Origin of the sequence: Pantoea sp. CFSAN033090 (assembly GCF_001264395.1) — a bacterium.
Taxonomy (GTDB): Bacteria; Pseudomonadota; Gammaproteobacteria; order Enterobacterales; family Enterobacteriaceae; genus Pantoea; species Pantoea agglomerans.
Window position 1 is genome coordinate 351,965 of sequence record NZ_LGYX01000001.1, and the last position, 22,441, is coordinate 374,405.

At 54.0% G+C, this 22,441-nt stretch carries 20 protein-coding genes, 1 tRNA gene and 1 pseudogene; 14 read left to right on the forward strand and 8 right to left on the reverse strand.

Annotated elements, in window-relative coordinates; translation table 11 throughout:
- Positions 1–81: 81 nt before the first annotated feature.
- Positions 82–627, forward strand: coding sequence for an N-acetyltransferase (locus tag AFL22_RS01675; RefSeq protein ID WP_022624974.1), 546 nt, complete (start codon positions 82–84; stop codon positions 625–627).
- Positions 628–706: 79 nt separating this feature from the next.
- The gene (locus AFL22_RS01680) at positions 707–2,017 is read left to right on the forward strand and encodes an MmgE/PrpD family protein (RefSeq protein WP_052270642.1); all 1,311 of its coding nucleotides are present in this window, start codon (positions 707–709) and stop codon (positions 2,015–2,017) included.
- Positions 2,018–2,022: 5 nt separating this feature from the next.
- Here the strand turns inward: AFL22_RS01680 and AFL22_RS01685 are convergent, their stop codons facing one another.
- The 4 genes from AFL22_RS01685 to AFL22_RS01700 are packed head-to-tail and all read right to left on the reverse strand — an operon-like array spanning position 2,023 to position 6,894.
- The gene (locus AFL22_RS01685; protein WP_052270643.1) at positions 2,023–4,308 is read right to left on the reverse strand and encodes a molybdopterin-dependent oxidoreductase; all 2,286 of its coding nucleotides are present in this window, start codon (positions 4,306–4,308) and stop codon (positions 2,023–2,025) included.
- Between the two features lie 33 nt (positions 4,309–4,341).
- The gene (locus AFL22_RS01690) at positions 4,342–5,103 is read right to left on the reverse strand and encodes an amino acid ABC transporter ATP-binding protein (RefSeq protein ID WP_010670928.1); all 762 of its coding nucleotides are present in this window, start codon (positions 5,101–5,103) and stop codon (positions 4,342–4,344) included.
- Positions 5,096–6,019 carry an amino acid ABC transporter permease gene (locus tag AFL22_RS01695; protein WP_033767719.1) on the reverse strand — a complete coding sequence of 308 codons (924 nt, stop codon included), beginning with the start codon at positions 6,017–6,019 and terminating at the stop codon, positions 5,096–5,098. The genes AFL22_RS01690 and AFL22_RS01695 overlap by 8 nt, the downstream gene beginning before the upstream one ends.
- A complete protein-coding gene (locus AFL22_RS01700; RefSeq protein WP_154210390.1) occupies positions 6,016–6,894 on the reverse strand; it encodes an ABC transporter substrate-binding protein in 879 nt (292 codons plus the stop codon). Before AFL22_RS01700 ends, AFL22_RS01695 begins: the two co-directional genes overlap by 4 nt.
- Positions 6,895–7,607: 713 nt before the next feature.
- Here AFL22_RS01700 and AFL22_RS24620 point away from each other — a divergent pair.
- From AFL22_RS24620 to AFL22_RS01725, 4 genes and pseudogenes are all read left to right on the forward strand, one after another.
- A pseudogene (locus tag AFL22_RS24620) lies at positions 7,608–9,529 on the forward strand (methyl-accepting chemotaxis protein).
- Between the two features lie 953 nt (positions 9,530–10,482).
- Entirely contained in the window at positions 10,483–11,889 is a 1,407-nt protein-coding gene (locus AFL22_RS01715; protein ID WP_052270646.1) for a fructose-specific PTS transporter subunit EIIC, read from the forward strand.
- 2 nt (positions 11,890–11,891) lie between these two features.
- Positions 11,892–12,752 (forward strand): ketose-bisphosphate aldolase, encoded by an 861-nt coding sequence (locus AFL22_RS01720; RefSeq protein WP_052270696.1) that lies wholly within the window; start codon positions 11,892–11,894, stop codon positions 12,750–12,752.
- A gap of 229 nt (positions 12,753–12,981) precedes the next feature.
- Entirely contained in the window at positions 12,982–13,203 is a 222-nt protein-coding gene (locus tag AFL22_RS01725) for a hypothetical protein (RefSeq protein ID WP_155740519.1), read from the forward strand.
- Between the two features lie 533 nt (positions 13,204–13,736).
- Here the strand turns inward: AFL22_RS01725 and AFL22_RS01730 are convergent.
- Together AFL22_RS01730 and AFL22_RS23900 are read right to left on the reverse strand one after the other, a co-directional pair.
- Positions 13,737–13,997 carry a hypothetical protein gene (locus AFL22_RS01730; RefSeq protein WP_010247965.1) on the reverse strand — a complete coding sequence of 87 codons (261 nt, stop codon included), beginning with the start codon at positions 13,995–13,997 and terminating at the stop codon, positions 13,737–13,739.
- Positions 13,998–14,010: 13 nt separating this feature from the next.
- A complete protein-coding gene (locus AFL22_RS23900) occupies positions 14,011–14,415 on the reverse strand; it encodes a hypothetical protein (protein ID WP_156311569.1) in 405 nt (134 codons plus the stop codon).
- Here AFL22_RS23900 and AFL22_RS01740 point away from each other — a divergent pair.
- Entirely contained in the window at positions 14,405–15,103 is a 699-nt protein-coding gene (locus tag AFL22_RS01740) for an RluA family pseudouridine synthase (RefSeq protein WP_052270649.1), read from the forward strand. The two genes, AFL22_RS23900 and AFL22_RS01740, sit on opposite strands and share 11 nt — an antisense overlap.
- A gap of 16 nt (positions 15,104–15,119) precedes the next feature.
- Here the strand turns inward: AFL22_RS01740 and AFL22_RS01745 are convergent, their stop codons facing one another.
- Positions 15,120–15,659, reverse strand: coding sequence for a DUF2058 domain-containing protein (locus AFL22_RS01745; protein WP_010247968.1), 540 nt, complete (start codon positions 15,657–15,659; stop codon positions 15,120–15,122).
- A 151-nt stretch (positions 15,660–15,810) separates the two neighbouring features.
- On the opposite strand from AFL22_RS01745, the gene AFL22_RS01750 reads away from it, so the two are divergent.
- The 3 genes from AFL22_RS01750 (at position 15,811) to AFL22_RS01760 (ending at position 18,752) form a co-directional block, all read left to right on the forward strand.
- Positions 15,811–16,443, forward strand: coding sequence for a TetR family transcriptional regulator (locus tag AFL22_RS01750; protein ID WP_010247970.1), 633 nt, complete (start codon positions 15,811–15,813; stop codon positions 16,441–16,443).
- Between the two features lie 83 nt (positions 16,444–16,526).
- Complete coding sequence (locus AFL22_RS01755) at positions 16,527–17,909, forward strand: D-arabinono-1,4-lactone oxidase (protein ID WP_052270650.1); 1,383 nt, start codon at positions 16,527–16,529, stop codon at positions 17,907–17,909.
- A gap of 12 nt (positions 17,910–17,921) precedes the next feature.
- Positions 17,922–18,752, forward strand: a complete 831-nt coding sequence (locus AFL22_RS01760; protein WP_033767728.1) for a glycosyltransferase family 8 protein — start codon at positions 17,922–17,924, stop codon at positions 18,750–18,752.
- Positions 18,753–18,842: 90 nt separating this feature from the next.
- On the opposite strand, the gene AFL22_RS01765 is transcribed toward AFL22_RS01760, so the two are convergent.
- On the reverse strand, positions 18,843–19,964 hold the full coding sequence (locus AFL22_RS01765) for a Gfo/Idh/MocA family oxidoreductase (protein ID WP_052270651.1): 1,122 nt from the start codon (positions 19,962–19,964) through the stop codon (positions 18,843–18,845).
- 333 nt (positions 19,965–20,297) lie between these two features.
- Here AFL22_RS01765 and AFL22_RS01770 point away from each other — a divergent pair.
- From AFL22_RS01770 to AFL22_RS01785, 4 genes are all read left to right on the forward strand, one after another.
- Positions 20,298–20,373, forward strand: a tRNA-Asn gene (locus tag AFL22_RS01770).
- 367 nt (positions 20,374–20,740) lie between these two features.
- Positions 20,741–21,076 (forward strand): helix-turn-helix transcriptional regulator, encoded by a 336-nt coding sequence (locus tag AFL22_RS01775; protein ID WP_052270652.1) that lies wholly within the window; start codon positions 20,741–20,743, stop codon positions 21,074–21,076.
- Entirely contained in the window at positions 21,061–21,372 is a 312-nt protein-coding gene (locus AFL22_RS01780) for a HipA N-terminal domain-containing protein (RefSeq protein ID WP_033758331.1), read from the forward strand. The genes AFL22_RS01775 and AFL22_RS01780 overlap by 16 nt, the downstream gene beginning before the upstream one ends.
- Positions 21,369–22,391 carry a HipA domain-containing protein gene (locus AFL22_RS01785; protein WP_052270653.1) on the forward strand — a complete coding sequence of 341 codons (1,023 nt, stop codon included), beginning with the start codon at positions 21,369–21,371 and terminating at the stop codon, positions 22,389–22,391. The genes AFL22_RS01780 and AFL22_RS01785 overlap by 4 nt, the downstream gene beginning before the upstream one ends.
- Positions 22,392–22,441: the final 50 nt, after the last annotated feature.

The following is a 22,441-nucleotide window of genomic DNA, read 5'->3' on the forward strand; positions in this document are numbered from 1 at the left end:
TAGCGACCCGGCTTTTACTGTTAATCTCTCATTCTGGCTGAATGAATTAACTGCCTGCCTGGCAGTTTTCCGGGAAATATTATGCAACTCGATTTTCGTCAGGTCAGAGAAGATGAGGTAGATGTTTATCTGGCACTGATGCATGCCGCCTATGCACCCGTTAAAGCACTGGGCATTAAATTTGATGCCGCCACGGCTGACCGCGCTACAGCATTACGCCATCTGCAGAATCATGGTGTGTATGCGCTCTACATGCGTAACCAGATGGTTTCATCAGTGACCGTTCGCTATCCCTGGGGGCCGCTGCCCGGCCCGTTTGGGCTGCCGCATATCGGCTGGTTTGGCGCGCATCCCGACTATCCCGGCCACCATTTTGGTCGCCAGGTTCAGGATCGGTTAGAGCAGGAAATCCTGATCGATCAGTTGCATGCCCCTGCGGTCTCGCTGGGCACCGCCACCCATCACCCCTGGCTGAAAGAGATGTATCTGAAACGTGGCTTCCAGCCGATGCATACCCGCGATCTCGGTAAAGGTCACATCACCCTCTATATGAAAAAAGTACTGGACCCGGCGGCACATGATGCCTGGCTGAGCCGCCAGACAGCAGCAGAAGGAAACCCGCTATGAGCAGCGATAATCCCGCATCACTGGGCGAACAGCCGATCGCGTTTCGCCACGAACTACACCATTTTCCGGAGCGACCGCAATGAACCTGAGCGCAATGCTGGCTGAACATATCCTTTATAGTCAGCCGGATGAGTCAGCGCACCAGCACGCGCGTGAAGGTGTGCGGGACTTCCTGGCGGTGAGCTGGCCGGTGTTACAGGGCAAGGTGCCAGATAGCGGCTTACCGGCACTGCGCACAATCTACCGCGACGGCAGCGTGCGCTCGCAGGCGCTGCTGCTGGGCTATGCCGGACATGCGCTGGACTACGATGATTTTCATGCCGATTTTCGCGGTCACCCCAGCGTAGTGATCCTGCCCGCCCTGCTCGCCTGGCAGCAATATCAGCCAAAGCGCCTGAACCGTTTTCTGGATGCTTACGTCACGGGTGTGGAAATGGCTGGTCGTCTGGGACTGGCTGTCAGCCAGCAACATTACGCGCTGGGCTATCACAACACGGCAACGCTGGGCACCCTGGCAGCGGCGGCGGCACTGGCGCGTTTGCTGGCGCTGGAAGGTGATGCAACCGCGACCCTGCTGGGGATCGCTGCCACACAGGCCAGTGGGCTACGCGCGCAGTTTGGTTCGGCGGTGAAACCACTGCACGCTGGTTTTGCCGCAGAACGTGCGGTGTCAGCGGCTCTGCTGACACTGGCCGGAATAGATGGCCGTCAGGCGGGTGTGATTGAGGCTTTTCTGGCAGCCAGCAGTTCGGGTCAGGCGCAGCCGGAGAAATTGCTGGAAAACTGGGGCCGCCCCTGGCGGATTAGCGCGCCCGGACTGGAGTTCAAACCTTTCCCAACCTGCGCGGGCACCCACAGCGCAGCGGAAGCGGCACAAATGCTGCGCCAGCAGTGGCTGGCAGCCGGCAAACCTCTTGATGCGCTGCTGAGCCAGATTGTCGATATCACCGTCGCCTTCCCGCCAGGCGGTGACATCGCCGCTTCCATATCAGTTCCGACGCACGGCATTGAAGCGCGTTTCAGCCTGGAATATGTGATTGCTGCGATGCTGATCTACGGCGATCTGCGTTTGCAGGATTTCGCCGAAGGCGATCTTAATCATCAGATTATGCCGCTGGCCGCCCGCGTCCGTCGTACTCCTGTTAACAGCGCGCCACCCGATGCGATCAATCCCGCCCTGCGCTTCCATGACGTCACGCTGACGCTGAGTGATAGCACAAAGCTGCATCAGCGCCGCACGCGCCAGCAGTCACTGGCAGAGAGTGTGGATGTAAACAGGAAACTGCAGCTGGCGCTGAAGGCGTCGTCGCCCGATCTGCTGGCAGCCAGTGAGCTGCGTTCAACGGCAGATTTGCAGGCGCTGGGGCGCGCAGTGCTGAGCGCCCTGTAACCGACTCATAACGGGGGAATAAAGGCCTGCACCGGCGTGACTTCCCCGGCAAATTTACGCACCTGTACCACCGTAATCTGCCCGCTACATCCCTGCGCCAGAGATGACGTCCCGATATCCAGCGTCAGCACATTGGGATTACCGTGACGACAAAGCGGACGGGCGGCAGTGGCGTCGACCGGATCGTACCAGGCACCGGTTGGCAGCTGTACCACGCCAGGCATAACCGTGTCGGTGAGACGTGCGCTGGCGAGCACATGGCCCCGATCGTTATAAAGCTCAATGATGTCGCCATCCGCGATAGCCCGGGCTGCCGCATCCTCGCTGTTGAGGCTGCAGACTTCACGCCCGCCACGCTTGCCACTCTGACTGAAATCACCAAAATCGAGCTGACTGTGCAGACGCGTCGCGGGCTGATTGGCAATCAGCCAGAATGGGTAGTCGGCGCTGGGTTTTTGCTGCGGTTCACGCCATACCGGATGGCCGGGACAGTTGTCATAACCAAAGCTGGCGATAGTGGCGGAGAAGATCTCAATTTTGCCGCCTGCTGTGGGCAGCGGTGCGGCGTCAGGGTCAGCGCGAAACGCATTGATCATCCGTCCACCATCCTTCACCTGCGGCAACGCCAGAATGCCCTGCTGCCAGAACTGATTGAAATCCGGTGTCTGCACCTGATGCGCCGCCAGTTTTTCCTGAAACTGATGGTAAAGATGCTGCAACCAGCCACGCGCATCGCGCCCTTCGCTAAACGCTTCTTCCCGGCCAAGTTGCCGGGCCAGCTCACGGAAAATCGTGTAATCGTCCCTGGCTTCGGCGTAAGGCTGTGCCACTGGCTGCATGGCGATTAAATGGCGATCGGTCGGCGCACCGCCGATATCCTCACGCTCCAGGGTCATGGTGGCGGGCAGGACAATATCAGCATGACGCGCACTGGCGGTCCAGACGCTCTCATGCACGATGAACGTATCCAGTTGGCAGAACGCCTGACGCAGTCGGGCCAGATCCTGATGGTGGTGAAACGGATTGCCACCCGCCCAGTAAGCCAGCCGGATATGAGGATAAGTAAGCTGACGGCCATTGTAGTCAAACCTGGTGCCAGGATTGAGCAGCATATCGGCAATACGGGCTACCGGAATAAAGCGGTCGATGCCATTTTTGCCCTGCGGCAGGGACGGAAAGCTGACCAGATTGTGATGTTTGCCATAATGGCCCAGCGCACCCAGTGCATAGGTATAGCCGCCGCCGGGCAGCCCGGGCTGTCCGAGTGCCGCCGCCAGCACCAGGCCAAGCCACACCGGTTGTTCGCCATGCTCGGCGCGTTGTAAGGCATGGGCGACCGTCACCAGTACGCGCTTGCCGTGCAGCTGTCGGGCGAACTGCCTGATCAGGTCGCTGCTGACGCCACAGATCGCGGCCGCCCACGGCGCGTCACGCACCACGCCATCCTCTTCACCCCGGATGTAGGCCACCATCTGAGGCCAGCCGACACAGTAGCGCGCCAGAAATGCCTCATCGGTTAACCCTTCGGTGATTAATACCGCCAGCAGGCCGAGTATAAACGCCGCATCCGTTCCGGGTCGCAGCGCCAGCCACTCACCCTGTGCTTCCTCTGGCAAATCGCTTTTCAGTGGGCTTACCGAGATAAAACGGGTGCCGCGCTGTGCCGCACGCTGCATAAAACCGCGCTCGGTATGCTCACTCAGGCCGCCGCTGGCCACCTGGGCATTTTTCAGCGCCAGCCCGCCAAACGCCAGCACCACCTCGCTGTGACCGGCAATCTCTTCCCAGCTCACGCCACGCCGGGCGACTTCATTCATGTCGCCCACAATATGCGGCAGCAAAACTGATGCCGCGCCGGAGCTGTAGCTGTTAACTGAGCGAACATAGCCGCCCAGTGTGGTGTTCAGGAAACGGTGCACCTGACTTTGGGCGTGATGGAAACGGCCTGCGCTTGACCATCCGTAAGATCCGCCAAAAATCCCCGCCGGGCCGTAAGCCTCACCGACCCGCTTAAGCTCCAGTGCAACCCGATGACTGGCTTCCTCCCAGCTAACCGCGACATATTCATCTGCCCCACGACGCCGATCCGGGCCAGGCCCGTTTTCCAGCCAGCCACGCCGTATCATCGGCCGTGCGACGCGTGCCGGGTGATTAAGTGCATGACGGAAGTTTTGCAACAGCGGACTGGGGTCGGGATCGACCCCGAACGGCTCAATAAGCAGTTGATCGCCGCTGCGCTCAGCGTGAAAAGCGCCCCAGTGGGCGCTGTGCATTACCGGTTTTTGCGTCATCCTGCTTCCTGGCTATCACAAAAGAAACGGTGCTCAGAGCACCGTTGCGATAAAGTTTCTGACGCGTCCGTTGTCCGGATCGTCGAGTACCTGCTGCGTCGGGCCAGCCGCCACAATTTTGCCGCTCTCCATAAAGACGATGTTATCGGCGACCTCGCGGGCAAATCCGATTTCATGGGTGACAACCACCATGGTGATACCGGAATGCGCCAGCTGTTTAATGACCTGCAGCACTTCACCCACCAGTTCCGGGTCAAGCGCCGAGGTCGGTTCATCAAACAGCATAACGCCAGGATCCATCGCCAGTGCGCGGGCAATCGCAACGCGCTGCTGCTGACCACCGGAAAGGTTTTGCGGCCACTCATCTTCGCGACCAGACAGCCCCACCTGTTTCAGCAGCGCCAGTGCTTTGCTGGTCGCCTGATGGCGACTCTGCTTTTTCACCCGCATCGGCGCATCCGTGATGTTCTGCAACACTGTACGGTGCGGGAACAGGTTAAATTGCTGAAACACCATGCCGATTTCCGCCCGCTGGCGTGCAATGGCACTGCTGTTGAGTTCGTGCAGCGCCTGGCCTTTTTGTCGGTATCCCACCATCTGGCCGCCGATACGGATGGTGCCACCATCCAGCTTCTCAAGGTGATTAATGCAGCGCAGCAGCGTGGATTTACCGGAGCCGGATGGCCCCAGAATCACCGTGACCGACCCGGCAGGTATATCCAGGTTAACGTCGTCGAGGATGGTTACGCCAGAGAAGCGCTTGGTGACCCTGCGCAGTGCAATTGCTTCAGCCATTGCTCACACTCCTTTGGGTTTTCGGCAGCGAAAAGCGCGGCAACGACGGCCAGAGGCTGCGCTTTTCACGCCGCGTGACACCGCGGCCAAAATAACGCTCCACGTAATACTGGCCCACCGACAGCACTGAGGTCATCAGCAGATACCACAGGGTGGCGACCAGCAGCAGCGGGATCACTTCATAGGTGCGCTGATAGATAATCTGCGCCGAAAACAGCACATCCTGCAGAGAAATCACTGACACCACTGCCGTGGTTTTCAACTGGCCAATGATCTCGTTACCCGCTGGCGGCATAATGGCGCGCATCGCCTGCGGTAAAACGGTATGACGGAAAATCTGAGCCGGGCGATATCCAAGCGCGCGTGCCGCTTCAATCTGCCCATTACCCACGCTCTGGATACCCGCGCGCACAATTTCTGCGGCATAGGCGGACTGATGCATGACCAGCGCGATCACTGCCGCACTAAACGGGCTAACCAGCGCGTTGGACTGTGCACTCCAGATCTCACCTAAACCGGGAATCGACAGCGCTATTCTGGGATAGAGCGCCGCGATGTTGTACCAGAGAAACAGCTGCACCAGCATCGGCACGCCACGGAAAAACCAGGTGTAGGCCCAGCTCACCGCAACCAGAACCGGGTTTGATGAGAGACGCATCAGCGCCAGCACCGTGCCGAAGGCAAAGCCCAGCACCACTGAAATGGCGGTGAGCTGCAGCGTCATTAACACCCCCTGCAGAATGGAGGGCGCAGTGAAGTTGTCTGCGATGATCCCCCACTCAAAGCGCGGATTGTTAATCATCGAATGTGCCATCGCCACCACGCACAACAGCACCACCAGCGCACTCAGCCAGCGTCCGTAGTAGCGTTTACTGACGATTTTCAGATCGTCAGTGTGGTTCTGAATCTCACTCATTTAAAAATCTCTTCGTTGCGTCGGGCTTCGGTCACAGCACCAAATCCGATTCCCCAGTTATCGAGGATTTTCCGGTAGCTGCCATCTTTGATTAATGAGTTCAGCGCGGCCTGCACGGCAGGTTCAAGTGGAGAGGCTTTTGGGAAAGCGACAGAGACCGGTGCATCGTTAACGGTGATTTCGCCGCTCATGGTCAGCGGTTTGATTACCTTAACCTGCCACAGCAGCCCCTCATAGGGACCCAGGAACAGCGGTACGCGACCGCTGACCACCGCCTGCACGCCAGCCGGACGATCCGGGAATATCGCTACCTTGATGGGCTGTTTACCTGCGGCCTCACAGTCTTTACTGGCTTCTTCCAGCCGCGTAACCTGGGTGGTACCGGAACCGGCGCCGACCTCTTTGCCGCAAACGTCACTGAGTGATTTAAACGGGGCGATACTGGCGTCTTTTCGGGAAATAATTCCCAGCAGGCTGGCGTTGTAGTAGCCGACAAAGTCGATCTGTTTCAGGCGGGTCGGTGTGGCGTTGATGTTCGACAGCGCCACATCGTAACGTCCGGTTTTCAGACCGGGAATGATGTTGTCGAAGCCGCCCGTGTCGCGCCACTCTACCGCGATACCCAGACGTTCACCCACCGCATTCATGATGTCGATTTCGCGACCGGCCAGCGTCTTATTATCTTCTTTATAAAAGGTAGTTGGCGGCGTATTCGGGTTTGTTCCTGCCACAATGTAGCCACGCTTGAGGATATCCGCAGGAATCAGCGTTTTCAGCGCCGGATCGGCTTTGACATGTATGCTGCTGTCAGCAGGCACTGAGGGTTCTGCCGCAAAGCTGACGGATGCGTTGAGCACGAGTGTGAAAAGGGTCATTCTTTTTATCAATTTCACCGGAACCTTTCTCCTGATATTTAAAATGTTCCCCCAGAGGGAAAAGCGATCGTGACCTGTTGTCAGCGCTGAAAGAAAGCCAGATAAGCGGCGGGCTCCAGAGCTTTTATCATCCTCGTAACGTTCTGTTGTCATTCTCAGTGAAGACCGGCGACGATCACAAATGCTAAAACCGGGAATATTTTGCTGGAATATGGCAATGGCGCGCCTTGCCAGCCTGTTGAACAGGCGCTGGCATCCTGTGACCGAAGAGATGAACAGTTTGGTAAGGATTGGCGAGGCGAGAAAACGTCATACTGCGGTTAATTAATTGGCACAGCCAGGCTCTGATGATTAATGAAAATATAATTTCATTGATAAGTATTTATTGGAAAATCATCCCTCTGCGCCTGACTGACGCTTTTTTACGGGACTTATTTGATCAAAATCAATAACTATTTATTCAGGTAATGTAAAGGCTGCAGTCGGCACGGGAACCATAATTTTAATTATAATTATCAATACATTACTCGAAGTAAATTAAAGATTAGCAGGCAGATAGTTTCCATTGAAAATAATGAAAGCCTCATTAATCAGATCATTGAGCAACTATAAATAATATTAAAGCTTCGTCTGGCGCTGACGATAGGAAGATCATCTTTGAATTATTTCACAGCCTCTTTTCTGCTTCTGATATCTCACTAAAGGTGAACCTTATGGGCCTTGCTCAACGCATCTCCGATATTAAAATTGGGAAAAACTGGGCGTCGGTTTTATCGTCGTCATTGCTGCCTCCCTCGCCATTACTTTTATCGCTTTCGATTGTTTTCGCAGTATTAAAGACAACTCCGCCCGGCGCACGATTACCGTGGAGATGGTAAACACGTTAAGCAAGGCACGCCTTAACCGCACCCTCTATCAGTACACCAAAGATCCCAAATTTGCCACGCAGAACGTTCAGGCCCTGAAGGAGTTAGATGCACTTTATAAACGGCTGGATGGATTTAAATGGGATGAGATGGGCCAGCAGAAAGTCGCGCTGATGGGGCAGTTACTTAACGATTATCAGAATCAGCGGCAGACATTCGTGACTGCTGCGCAGGCGACAAGCGACGCCTTTGATGCCATTAAACCGGGTGCCCTGATTGCGCTTGCTCATCAGTTTGAATCACTCGATATGGCTCTGACACCCGATGCGGCGCTGCCGGTCATGCACCTGGCCGCAGCGCTGTTTGATGCGGCCAATGTTGAAAAAGCGTTTCTCGATAAGCCGTCTGAGGCTAGCAGAGATGGGGTTCTTGAAGAATACACCGCTATCAACACCCTGAGCGAGCAACTGGATATTTTCGCCCAGCCGAATATTAATGAGGTAACGCGAAATGTGCTCAGCACTCTGGCGCAGCAACGCCAGGCTTTGACGCGCTATGTCGATGCGACAGAGAAAGAAAAGAGCGAATCGGCGGGCCTGACCACCACCGCAGAGCGGCTCAATGCGGCGGTCTCTGATACCTTTGCCTATCAGTCCCAGCTCTCCTCTGAATTTATCAAACAGGCGGAGTGGCGCATTGCTTTTGCCGCGCTGATTTGTGTGGTTCTGAGTCTGCTGATTGCCTGGCGGATCACCCGCAACATTACGCTGCCATTGAAAGAGACTCTGAACGCTGCGCAACGTATTGCCGCGGGTGATTTAACAACCTCACTGAAAACCACACGTGGTGACGAGTTAGGTCAGCTGATGCAGGCGGTAGATGCAATGAACATCAGCCTGCAGAACATCATCACCAACGTGCGTGATGGCGTCAGCAGCGTGGCGCGTGCCTCGGCGGAAATCGCGGCAGGTAATACCGATCTTTCATCCCGCACAGAACAGCAGTCTGCCGCAGTGGTTCAGACCGCTGCCAGCATGGAAGAGCTCTCTTCAACGGTGAAACAGAATGCGGAGAACGCTCACCATGCGAGTCAGCTGGCGACAGACGCGTCGGTTAATGCCGGACGCGGTGGCGAGATTATCCGTGACGTTATCGAAACCATGAACAACATCAGCCAGAGTTCGGGCAAAATCGGCGAGATCATTCACGTCATCAACAGCATCTCCTTCCAGACCAATATTCTGGCCCTTAACGCCGCAGTCGAAGCGGCACGAGCCGGAGAGCAGGGTCGCGGATTTGCGGTGGTTGCCGGTGAAGTCAGAAATCTGGCCCAGCGCAGTTCACTGGCCGCCAAAGAGATTGAAACGCTGATACGTGAGTCACTTGATCGGGTTCATGATGGTTCTGAGTTTGTTGAACGCGCTGGTACCACCATGGATGACATCGTCCGCTCTGTCAGTCAGGTTAAAGACATTATGGGTGAAATTGCTGCCGCATCTGACGAGCAAAACCGCGGCATTTCGCAGATCGCCACGGCAATGGCCGAGATGGATACCACGACGCAACAGAACGCCGCACTGGTTGAAGAGTCCTCCGCCGCAGCCAGCTCACTGGAATCTCAGGCAGACGAACTGGAAAAAACAGTGGCCGTATTCCGTCTCTCTCCCGGACAAAACAGCGTCAGCCGGGGCGCACCTGCCCTGTCACCGCGTTTAGTACCCGCTGCGCCCGTTAATGCATCCGCAGACTCAAGCTGGGAAAGCTTTTAATCGTCACCCGCTGTTTTAATGCTGCCGTAATCATGCTGCGAGCAGCCAGCCTTACATGTATAAGGCTGGCTGCCTTGCCTGCGGATCCACGCTGTGCGCTGTCGTTTCAGTTACGGCCGATTTGCGGTCATCGGGCGTCACGCTCTTCGGCCGGCTAACGGAACCCCGGCCCGAAAGCCTCCCGCACTGATAATCAGTAATGTCGTTGTTATCCAGCTTTGCTCAATCAACGCCCGTGAAACTGCGTCTGATTTCCGTCGGTGATATCGCGCCCTGACACCTCTGAACGCAAACGCAATAATAAGCCCGGATGGGCTGACGACTTGCTATTCGGGCTCAACTTTCAGCCGTCTTAATTCTCTGCTGGCCCCACCCCGAGCCACGCAGATTGGTGTCATTCACGTCTCATCACTCCGTTAATCCCTGCATCTGGTTCGCCAGCGGCATACGCCTTTCCGCAATGACATCTTAATACCAATATTCCCCCCTGCTATGAAGGCGCAACGTCATCATCCGGTACGCCTCCCCCTCCGCTATTCTTTCTGACGCTGAATAAATGGTTTCCGTTTGGGATTCATTTATCTTTTGGATTTTCCTGTGAATAGATATCGTCAATAAATTAACAGCACGATCAGCCTGATAATATTTTCCTCCAAAATCACTATTGTTCTGTTTTTTAATTTGCTCAAAGGTACGTTTATTGACAAATATGCCCATATAATACCGACATCGCCTGACATAGGAATCTTCTTTAATAAGTATCACATCCCTTATCAGTCACCTTTTTAAAATAACACAGTGACCAATAAAAACGCGTTGTCTGGATTTTTATCTATCGGCATGACAATGACATGACGTCCCGACATGTACTCGCGGGTCAGAACGCAATGTTTCCGCCTCTTTTCTGTTTAATTATAAGCAGTTGCGAATAGTTTCTTTATAAGGAAAGCATTATGAAAATAATTGCAATTACCGCCTGCCCGACAGGCGTTGCGCATACTTACCTGGCGGAAGCCATGCTTAAAAAGAATGCCAGTAAGAAAGGAATTGATTTACGGGTTGAAACACAGGGTGCTACTGAAAGTGAATATACATTCACCGATAAAGACATTCTGGAAGCCGATGTGGTTTTGATTGCTGCTGATAAAGTTATCGACCTCTCGCGCTTTCATAATAAGAACATCATTCAGGTTTCTGTGTCACGCGCCGTCAGGGATACTGCAGGATTACTTGATGACATCCTTTCCGGAGCATTAAAACCGACACTTCATCGCGATGTCAGTCCGGAAGAGGCGCAACCTGTCATCAATACGGAAAAATCACCGTTTTCTCAGATTTATGTCCACCTCATCACAGGCGTTAATTTAATGATTCCGTTTGTCGTGGCGGGCGGAATTTTAATTGCTCTCAGTTTCTCTTTCGGGATAACGGCGGCGACACCCGGCGATCCTGATTTTAACCCTGTTGCGAAGATGCTGTCTGATATTGGCGGCGGGGCGGCGTTTGCCCTGATGTTACCCATTCTGGCGCTGGGGATCAGTAAATCGATCAGTGGCAACATGGGAATGGTCGCTGGAGCCGTTGGCGGGATGCTGGCTATCCAGACAGAGTCGGGCTTTTTAGGCGCTCTGCTGGCGGGATTCCTGGCGGGGTATACCACGTTGCTCATCATCCGCTATGTCAACCTTCCCAAAGCCGTTGCCGGTCTGAAGCCTATCCTGATTGTCCCGCTGCTCAGCGTTCTGATCACCGGCACGCTGATGCTGCTGGTGGTCGGCGCGCCGATTAAGCTGCTGCTCGATACCCTCACATCATTTCTTGAAAATCTGGGTAACACCCATGCCGCCATTATGGGTTTGTTGATTGGGATGATGGTGGCTTTCGATATGGGTGGGCCGCTAAATAAAACCGTCTGTATGTTTGCCATCGGTCTGATGTCGACCGGTATTTATGAGCCGATTGCCGCCTGTATGGCAGCCGGTATGGTGCCGCCATTGGGTATCGCGCTCGCCACCACTCTGTTTAAACGCAAATTTACCGCACTGGAGCGCGATACCGGCAAAGTCACCTATGTGCTGGGATTCTCATTTATTACTGAAGGTGCGATTCCCTACGCCGTCACCGATCCACTGCGTGTTATCCCGGCGATTGTTGCGGGATCCGGCCTGGCAGGCGCGCTCTCAATGGCATGGGGATGCGCATCCAGAGCGCCACACGGCGGCATATTTGTGATGTTCATTCCTAATGTTATCACCAATATTCTGGGCTACCTGGTCGCCATCGCTGCCGGCGCCCTGCTGACCGCCTTTATTCTTCGTTTTATTAAGAAAGACACTACTGAAACAGCACAGGAGATTTAATGATGTTGATGAATATGAAAGAGGTCCTGGCCGTTGCACAGAAACATCAGTTTGGTGTGGGTGCATTTAATATCGCGTCGGCAGAATTCGCCCGGGTTGTCATTGATGTCGCGGAAGCGCTCCGTTCGCCGGTGATTCTGGAAGTCCACCCTGATGAGCACGCCTTCATTGGTGACGCATTCATCGGCTATCTCCGTGAGCTTGCCTTAAGAGCTACGGTGCCGGTGGTTATCCATTTGGATCATGGGCAAACCCTGGCGCAGGTGATGCGCGCCATTCAGACCGGTTACACGTCTGTGATGATCGATGCATCCGCCCTTTCACTGGCTGATAATATCGCCGTTACCCGCCGCATAACGGAAATTGCACATGCTGCCGGCATTTCCGTTGAGGCCGAACTGGGCACCATCGGCATTGCAGAAGGGAGTGGTGAAGGGGGACATGCAGAGATTCTTTACACCGATCCCCAACAGGCGCTGCAGTTTGTTAACGAAACGGGCGTCGATTCGCTGGCCATCGCGATTGGTACCTCGCACGGGTTGTACCCACCAGGAAAACAACCCCAGCTGGATATTGAACGGCTGAAAGCCATCAGGCAGTTAATCTCAATCCCGTTAGTCTTACATGGGGGTTCAGGTAACAAGGATACTGAAGTTGCAGAGTCTATCCTGTATGGCGTCGCCAAGATCAACATCTCCAGCGACATTAAGAAGGCGTTTTTTGTTGCCCTGGAAGCGGGGCTGAATTCAGGAAGCCACGAACCCAATGTCCTCTATATCAGGCCAATGGAAGCGGTAAAAACGGTCGTGACGCACAAAATGCAGTTGTTCTCCTCGGTGGGAAAAGCTGCGCTTTATAATTGACAGCAGGGCGATGACAAGGGGAGCCTTTTACGCTCCCCGTTTTCAGTACCTCTGCAGGCATTACCTCTTCCGCTCGTTTATAAGCTGTCACCACATGACGTTCACTTGCCACGCAGCCACAACAGCAGCAGCGCAATCAGGCAGGCGGTGACCCGATATCATCGTGGTGGAACGCCAGCTCGTGGCGTCAGGCACTCGCGTCGGTGTGGTCATCAGTGACGAGTATTCTATGTCTTCCCTGAGTGGCTTGCCGGACAGTGCAACTGCCCTCTCCAGCGCTAATCTCTTCCTCGGCGGCGCCAGTGAGTCCGCGGGGGAGAGATCGGGCAAAAAGTCAGGAGCGGAGGTGATCGCCGCTTACCGGCAATGGGTATTGTGCACGACGCAAGAGAGTGAAACAGCGTTCTCTGCACTGGCGAATCGTGAAGCGCAGATTATCACCCTGACTTAGGGGGGAAACGGAATTTGCCAGCCCCCGGTAAACGGATCTGTCGCTGATCATTGCCAGTCAACAACATCATTACTCTGGTGCAGGTCTTACAGTATCAGACTCTGCGCAGGCTGTTCAGGCCCGCTGTCTACGTCAGGTTACTGCATACGCCTTCTGAGAACAGCACCCACTCAGCCGTGATGCATAATTCCGCGGACAAGGAGGTTCATCGCCTGTTTATAGCGACCAGGCTCACGTTTTCTGGTAACCGATGAAGCAGTGTTTAACTTTTCAGAATCGGCCACGCTGAGATAACCTTTGGTTTCTCAGGATTTTTGGTGAACACATTTATGACAGAATGTCTGTGAAGAAGGCAAAACATAAGAGAGGCGGCCGGAGAGCCATGCCCCCTGTTCCACAGGATGACTGGAGGAAGTGTCGTCCCTGACAATCTCTCCGGCCGGTATACGCTTTCGCGCAACCGATGAGGTCGTCCGCTTCGTCGTTTTCCGGCCGGAGCCGGACTACGTCCATTGGCATCAGTTCCGTTACTGCTAGTTCAGCTCTTCGTTCAGGCTTGCAAGCGTCTGCAGGTACGGCACCTGCTGTTGAGCAATCGCCGGTGACTCAAAACTACTCAGCCAGCTTCTGGCTTCGGCGATTTTCGTCAGCCGATCCGCGTTGCTTTCAGATTTCGCCATATAACCCAGTTGGGTAAAGAGTGTTGCGATACTGATTTCTTTTTCACCCAGGGCAAGGCTTAGTGCCGCTTCGCCAATAATGACGTGGCCTTTCTCGTCGTTTTGAAATAACACAGAAAATCCTCCATTAGATACGAATTGATGACAACCTCACCAGAGACTGTAGTCGTAAAAGAGAGAACTGCCCGAATTTATCACTAAAAATCGCGCAACTTGCTGAACAAATGTTCTTAATGTTTTTTTCCGGATTGTTCTGTTTGTCTCTGCCGCCCTTCCTGTCAGACTTGCTTTTAAATTTACGATGGGATGTCACCATGAAACTTTCCATTCTCCTTACGCTGCTGGCTGCGACGGTCTGTTCCGTTTTTGCTGCCCATGGCAAATTTGAAACGCAGCAGGCTGGCCAGTCACTCTTCACGCAAAGCGGGGAAACGATCAGCGAAGAATAATGGCTGCGCGCGGCATCGTCAGTGACCGGCCGATCGGTTATGATCCGTTGCCACTTACCTGCCGGTTGCCCGATGTCTGCCATTATCGATACGTTTATCGCCCCGCCCTGCTTTGATGAGATAACCCTCCTCTTTCAGGACGACCATCTGCTGGTGATCAATAAACCCAGCGGTTTGCTGAGCCTGTCAGGCAAAAATCCGCAAAACCTCGATTCGGTGCATCATCGGCTGGTGAAGCTTTTTCCTGGCTGCACGCTGGTTCATCGGCTCGATTTTGGCACCTCCGGGCTGATGGTCGTCGCACGCAGCAAAACGATTAACGCGGCACTCTGCCAGCAATTCAGCCAGCGCAGCGTGCGTAAAACTTATCAGGCGCTGCTGTGCGGGCACCTTGCCGATGACGAAGGCGTTATTGATGCCGCGATAGCGAAAGATCCGGCGCAGTTTCCCCGGATGGTGATTTGCCCGATCCAGGGGAAACCTGCGCGCTCATGCTACCGGGTCATAGAACGCGGTTATTATCAGGAAAAAAAGGGAAAGGGATTGCCGGTCACGCGGGTTGAACTGATGCCGGAAACCGGGCGCACCCATCAGCTGCGCATTCACTGTCAGCAGCTGGGGCACCCGATTCTGGGCTGTGATCTCTACGGCGGGCTTTTGCTGCCTGGCGCGGATCAGGCAGAGAGACTGATGCTGCACGCCAGCGGATTGAAGTTTGTTCATCCTGTCAGCGGCAGCACGCTGCAACTCTCTGCCGACAGCCCGTTCTGAATGCGTCAGCGCGCTGTTACCACATCAAATCATCGGGCACTTTGAAATCAGCATAAGGATCATCTTCGTCCTGTGCTTCTTCGCTTAATGCACTGTTTAATACGATGGCACTGGCATCACGCTGCGCAATTTTATCCGCTACGCTGGCCGGGATGATAGCGTACTGGCTCTCGCCATTATTGTCAGCCGCCAGGCGGGCAATGGCGAGACGCCCATTGATCAGCTGAGTCTGCGTCAGCTTATCCACCATAATCTTTTTGATCAGGTTATTGTCGGTGAAATTGAAGCTGATGTTGCCTCTTGCCACGTCAATTTTGTTCATTTCGATCAGCTGTTTGACCTGCGCTTTGTACTCTTTAGACAGCACAGCCAGCTTCTGCTGCTCGTTCAGCTGCTTATCCCGCTCAAGCTGCGCTTTTTTGTTATCTTCCACCGCCGCTCTGGCTTCGCGTGCCTGAACCCTGGATTTCTTCGCTGTCCGCTGAACCTTGTCCATTTTTTTGCTGGATACTAATCCCGCTTTCAGCATCTGCTCTTGCAAGGTGAGTTTTGTCATTGTCGTCTCTGAACCCGTGAAATAATGTCCGGGATTATACCTGTAATCATCCGGGCTGTACCAGGTTGCCGCACCTGCCACGCCCGCGATTGCGGGCAGCCTCTCAACACTGTGCTAACATTCCCCGGTCAAAATCACCTTATTGAGCACCATGTCAGAGCTAACAAAACGTAAAAATGACCCTGAAGGGCTGAAAAAACGCATCATCGCAGGCGCACTGAAAACCTTCGCGGAGTTTGGTATGCAGGGTGCCAGGCTGGAGCAGATTGCTGAGCATGCGCAAACCACTAAACGCATGGTGGTCTATCACTTTGGCAGTAAAGAGCAGCTTTATATCCACGTGCTGGAGCAGGTTTATCAGCAGATACGTCAGCATGAAACCGGCCTGAACCTGGCGGCGATGGAGCCGGAACTGGCCATGACCCGCCTGGTGGAAGCCAGTTTTGATTACCATGTCGAGCATCCCGATTTTATCCGGCTGGTCTGCAGTGAGAACCTGTTGCGCGGGCGCTACATCACCCAGTCGCCGCAGATTAAAGCCCTTAATCGCAGCGCGCTGGATCTGCTGGATGACATTCTGGCACGCGGTCAGCAACAGGGCGTGTTCACTGCCGATGTGCAGACCATCGATGTCCATCGCCTGATCAGCAGTATCTGCGTTCATCACGTCTCAAACCGCTACACCTTCAACGCCCTTTTCAGCCCGGACAATAGCGAAGCAGAGAGTATCCGCCGCAATCGTCAGCTGGCTGTAACCGCAACGTTACGCTATATCCGCAAATAATTGCCCGCAGGCCGGGCTGCGCTTAGCCATAGTCTACGCTTACTGATACTTGTCACTAAAATGCAATAATAAGGAATGCTGTTGTGAGCAGAGATGCACGCCTCTATCCGCTTCGTCAGACCCATGTTGAACCCGATGATGATGCGCTGTGGAACTGGGCGCAGAACACGCAAATCGGCAGCCGTCACCAGGTTCAGCGTCCCGCCAGTGAAGCGGAATTACAGAGACTTATCCGGGAGTCACACGGCCAGATTCGGGTGATTGGCAGCAAGCTGTCGCCTGGTCGTATGCTGCATGTCAGTGATGACGATGTGCTGCTCGATCTCAGCGCCCTGAGCGGCCAGCTTGCCAGTGATGAACAGAGCGTGACCTTTGGTGGCGCGACCCCGCTTGAGCAGGTCTATCGCAGCCTGACCGAAATGAACCGCATGCTGGCTTCATCGCCAGGCGTGATTGCGATTCAGACGCTGGCGGGCGCGATGGCGACCGGAACGCACGGCCAGGGATTGCAGCAGAGTTCGATTGCCGACGAAGCGCTGGCAATCAGAATGGTGCTAGCCGATGGCAGCGTGCGCGAATTTGTTCGTGGCGAAGCTGATTTCCCGGCAGCGCAGGTCTCACTGGGCGCACTAGGCATTGTTACCGCGGTAACCCTGCGTACCCAGCCGTTTAGCATCTTCACCTGCCACAAATATGCCGTCTCTGCCGATACCCTTGAAGAGGATCTGCTGCGCTGGAACAACGACTATCCGCTGAGCAAAGCCTGGTGGTTTGTCGATGACAACCTGATGCACGTCTGGAACGCCCATGAGGCGAGTGACGAAGAGCGTCAGCGCTACGAAGCGCAGGGTCGTCAGGTGGTGGAACATGAGGGCGATGTTGACGAAAGCCTCAACGACACCATCGACCAGACGCTGGCGCATATGCACCGCGATACGCAGATTGAGGGCAAAGGGGGAAAACAGTTTCGCACCGTCACCCGTTTTCGCGATTTCACCGATGTTACCGGTGACATTTACCAGCTCTTCTGCCGCGGCATTGCGGTGCCGCAGATCAATGTGGAAATCGGCGTGCCGCTGGCAAAAACCCCGGCCATCATTCGCCGCATCAAGCAGTGGTATGCCGAGAACCGTCCGCATATGCACTACCCGATTATCCTGCGCTGCACCGGTGCATCATCGGCCTGGCTCAGTCCGGCCGCTGACCAGCCAACCTGCTTTTTCGGCTTCGTGGTCTATTACGCCGACGATGGTTCGCTGTCACAGGAAGGCCTGCACTTCCTGACGGAAGTGGAAAAACTGCTGGCCGAAGAGGGCGGACGCCCGCACTGGGGCAAATATTACGATGAAGAACGCTACAACTGGCGTGAGATCTATCCGCAGTGGGACGCCTTCCGCGCCCTGCGCAGCCAGCTCGACCCACAGGGCCGACTGGGTAACGACTACATCACGCCACTTTTTGACTGATTGAGGAAAGTTATGTTTGCCTGGGTAACGCTGTTAACACAACCCGATTATCTGGTGGGCGTGAAAGCGCTGCACCGTTCGCTGCAACAGAGCCAGAGCCAGTGGCCGCTGGTGGTGATGACCACGCCGGCGATTTCAGCGTCTGACTGTCAGATTTTGCAGGATGAGGGCTGTGTGATTAAACCGGTCGAGCCCCTCTATCCGCGCGACGATCTGGATCAGCACTACGCATCGGCGCAGTTCGGCGAAGTCTGGACCAAGCTGCGCGCCTGGCAGCTCACCGATTATGAGCGCGTCGTGTTTCTGGATGCCGATATGCTGGTCCTTCAAAACATGGATGAGCTTTTTACCCTGGATCTGGGCGATAACCCGCTCGCCGCCTGCCACGCCTGCCGCTGTAATCCCAACCAGATTGCCTCTTATCCGGCAGAGTGGCAGCCCGAGCAGTGCCACTATACCTGGCAGGCGCGCGGTGAAAAGGCGCCAGAGAGTGTGGATCTTTACCTGAACGGCGGTTTTCTGGTGCTGAAGCCCGATAATGCGATGTTCGACGCACTGGAAAAGCGTATTGCCGCCATCGATGATCTCAGTAATTATCCCTTCTCCGAGCAGGATCTGCTGAACGAAGTGTTTGCCGATCGCTGGAAGCCGCTCTCTTACATCTACAATGCCTTGAAAACGCTGCCGTTTCAGCATAGCGGTCTCTGGCACGATGATGAGGTGAAGAACCTGCACTATATTCTGGCAAAACCGTGGAAACGCGATCTCAGCCAGCCCGAGAGTCAGCGCGATCGCTTTTATGCGCTGGATAAATTGTGGTGGGAAAAAAGCGGTCTGATCTGATCGGCTGTGGGCGGGAAGCCAACGTTTCCCGCCCTGCCCGCCTGGGTTAATCAACACATCGGCAATCCCCTCTATCCCTCTGATTCTGCCCTATACCTCAATCCAGCGGCGTTGCACTGCTGAGTGAGCAATCGCTTCCAGCACCTTCTGAACCTGCAATCCCTCTGCAAAATCGGGCCACATGCGATCGCCCGCTGCGATGCCGTTGATCAGGTCGCGAATCTCCACCGTTTTCTGATCGTTAAAGCCGATGCCGTGTCCGGCAGAAACACAGAAATTTGCGTAGTCAGGGTGTGCTGGTCCGGTCAGGATAGTTTTAAATCCCTGACGCCCGGCCGGTTCATCATGCAGATAGAGTTCCAGCTCCGCCATGCGCTCCTGGGTGTAGCGCAGTGTGCCTTTGGTGCCGGTGACGATATAGGTCAGGCCCATCTTTGCGCCACAGGCGATGCGTGAGGTTTCAATCACGCCGTGCGCACCGTTATGGAAGCGTAGCAGCGCGCTGGCCTGATCTTCGTTTTCTACCGGTAACTGCCGCGAAGGCTCTTTCGGGTCAGGCCGTGAGGCGATCACCGTCATCATATCGCCGCTGACCTCAGCAATGTCACCAACCAGGTAGTGCGCCATATTAACGATATGCGCCGCCAGATCGCCAAGCGCACCGAGGCCTGCCAGCGCTTTCTGACAGTGCCAGTCGAGCGGCGTTTCCGGTCTGGCGAGATAATCCTCGTTATGGGTGCCGTAGAAATGCACCACGTCGCCTATCTCACCATTGGCAATGATCTCTTTCGCCAGCTGGCTGGTAGGGTTTTTCATATAGTTGAAGCCCACCAGCGTTTTGACTCCGGCCGCATCGGCTGCCGCCACCATCTCCTGCGCATCCGCCACGCTTAATGACAGCGGCTTTTCTGAATAAACGTGTTTGCCATGGCGTATCGCCTCCAGCGCCATCTCTTTATGCAGGAAGTTGGGGGCGCAGATATCCACGACATCAATCGCCGGGTCGCTGACCAGCGCGCGCCAGTCCCCCGTCGAGCGCGCGAAACCAAAGGTCGCCGCCTGACGGGCGGCCAGCTCGGGGTTCACTTCAGCCAGCATCTCCCGCACGATTTCGCCTTTCAGCGCAAATACGGTGGGAGCCTGCGCATAAGCAATCGCGTGGCAGCGTCCGATATAGCCGCTGCCAATCATGCCGATTCTGACTTTGTTCATTTCAACTCCAGAGATTCAGTTCAGGGTTGAAATGGAATCTACGTTTCGTTTTTATTGCTGACAAAGCCAGAATCCACGCTTTGTGACGCCCGTAAAAAACTATCCGGTTAAATCACGCGCCTGGCCGCCTGACAAGGGCTAGACAGCGCCATAACACCTCATAAAAACCTCAGTTTTACACGTGCCGTTTTGCCGGATGAGTCAGCCGCACAGGCCGCTCTTTCAGTGCTTAAAACGCCATAGTGGCGACTATTTCAGCAGTCGCGCTAATTTATGAAAAAGAGCTTTGACATGGCCCGGCGTGGCCGTTACTATGCGCCCCGTTCAAACGATTCCTCTGTAGTTCAGTCGGTAGAACGGCGGACTGTTAATCCGTATGTCACTGGTTCGAGTCCAGTCAGAGGAGCCAAATTAGAAAAGCCTGCTTAGGAAACTAAGCGGGCTTTTTGCTTTTCATACTTCTGATAAAATTTCTGCGTCTTACTCAGTCTGTTTCCTCTTCAAATTCCCGGTTCTTTTCGTTATTGCCTGATACTTAGACATTCGGTTCCGCCCTGCCTTAAAGGTTCATTTCTGACCCTACATCTCCTACTCTCTTTAACAAATATATTAACAGTGGCTTAAAGTGTCATAAATGACCTTTCATCAGCATATTTCGCATTCTGGCGGTAAGATGAGAAGATGCTGCCGTTAATAGGTTCAAAAATGACCCTATTAGCACTATAGTCGGACCATATCGTTTCAAAAACGTACTGAAATTGCAAAAAAGGTCAAAAATGAACCTTGATGAGATTAAATCTTCGCTGCTAAGCCTTTCTGAGTCAGATCGGCAAAAGGTATTGGCGGGGTTCGCTTTGAGTAGAGAAGCCACAACAGAAGCGGACGAACCGGACACCCGATCGGAGCTGAGTGCTCTGACGTTTCCGACACTGCCACAACTACTGGCCAATGAACTCAAACGACAAAACATCACCTATGAAGAGATGGCGATTCAGATTGGTGTATCACTCTCAACATTTAAACGACTGATTGCTAAACCATCTTCTGCAAAGGCAATAAATCTTCACGCCTTGCTTAAAGAACTGGGTATAAAAGTATGGCTCGAAAAATAGAGGTATGGCTTTACAACACGCTGGCAGGAACGCTGAGTGAAGGGCAAAGCGGTTATACTTTCTGCTACCTGCCCACTTATGTCGGCTGTGCGATATCTCTCAGCATGCCGGTAAGACCTGAGCCCTATTTAAGTGAAGAGCTACATCCCTTCTTTAAAGGTTTAGCGCCGGAAGGCTGGTTGCGAAAACGCTATTCTGAAATTCAAAAAATTGATGATAAAGATCTGTTCGGCTTACTGATGGAAAATGGCAACGATTTGCTTGGGGCAGTCGTCTTTAAAGAGATAACATCATGAATTCAGAACGCTGCCTGATCACATTAAAACGGCTTAAAGAATCTGAGCTAAAAACCGGCTACTCAACAAAAGGCATCCGGCATCTGCTGGGTAGTCTGAATGTGGCTCTTAGCCTGCCGTTTACGCGTAGTCAGTTTATTCAGGAACTCCCTGAACGTCAGAAAGGCATGAGCATTTCAGGCTATCAACCCAAACTGTCGCTTCGCCTGGAAAAGGGAGAACTGGTGGTTGTCAGCAATGATGGCACCTATATCCTGAAACCCTCTCCGGAAGAATATCCACACCTGGCAGAAAACGAGCATGCCACTATGTGCGTTATGCAGCGTCTGAAATTTGACGTCCCCCCGTTCGGGCTGATGCCATTCAGACACGATGAAAATCGGCCAGAAGAACTGGCGTTTGTCATTAAAAGGTATGACCGGACAGCGTCAGATAACGCGAGATTACATCAGGAACAGCTGGATGGCGCGATGGGTCTCGGCGATAAATATGGCAGGATTGATAATCATAAGGCCATCAGTTACGAGAAAGCCGCTAAATTCCTGAATACCAGAGTGAACAGCAGTTTAAAGAGTAAACGTGACCTCTTTTTGCGCATCGTGTATGCCTATGTGCTGGGAAACAATGATTTTCATCTGCGTAATATCGGGATTATCCTGCCTCCGCAGGGTTCACCCTGGCTGGCCCCGGTTTATGACTTTATCAGCGTTGTGCCCTACCCTGCAGCGTTTGGTGAGTATTTAGCTTTGCCCCTGCTGGAACGTGAAGAAAATGATGCAGGAAACGCACCGGGGATGAATTCAGAGTACGGAGAATATCTGGGTGCAGACTTTATCCTGCTTGCCCAGGGTATGGATATTAATCCGACACTGGCACGAAAATGGCTTTCCGAGGTGGTGAGTCATCATCAGCTTATTATCGATACTTATAATGAAAGTCATATGCCTGAATCGCAGCGGGAAGCCGTACTTGACTACGTGGCCCGAAGAATCACGTTACTGGCAGTGACCGAAATTTAAATGATGCCATTAACCTGTTGTACCTGGGTTGTAAAAGGATAGTTAAGCGG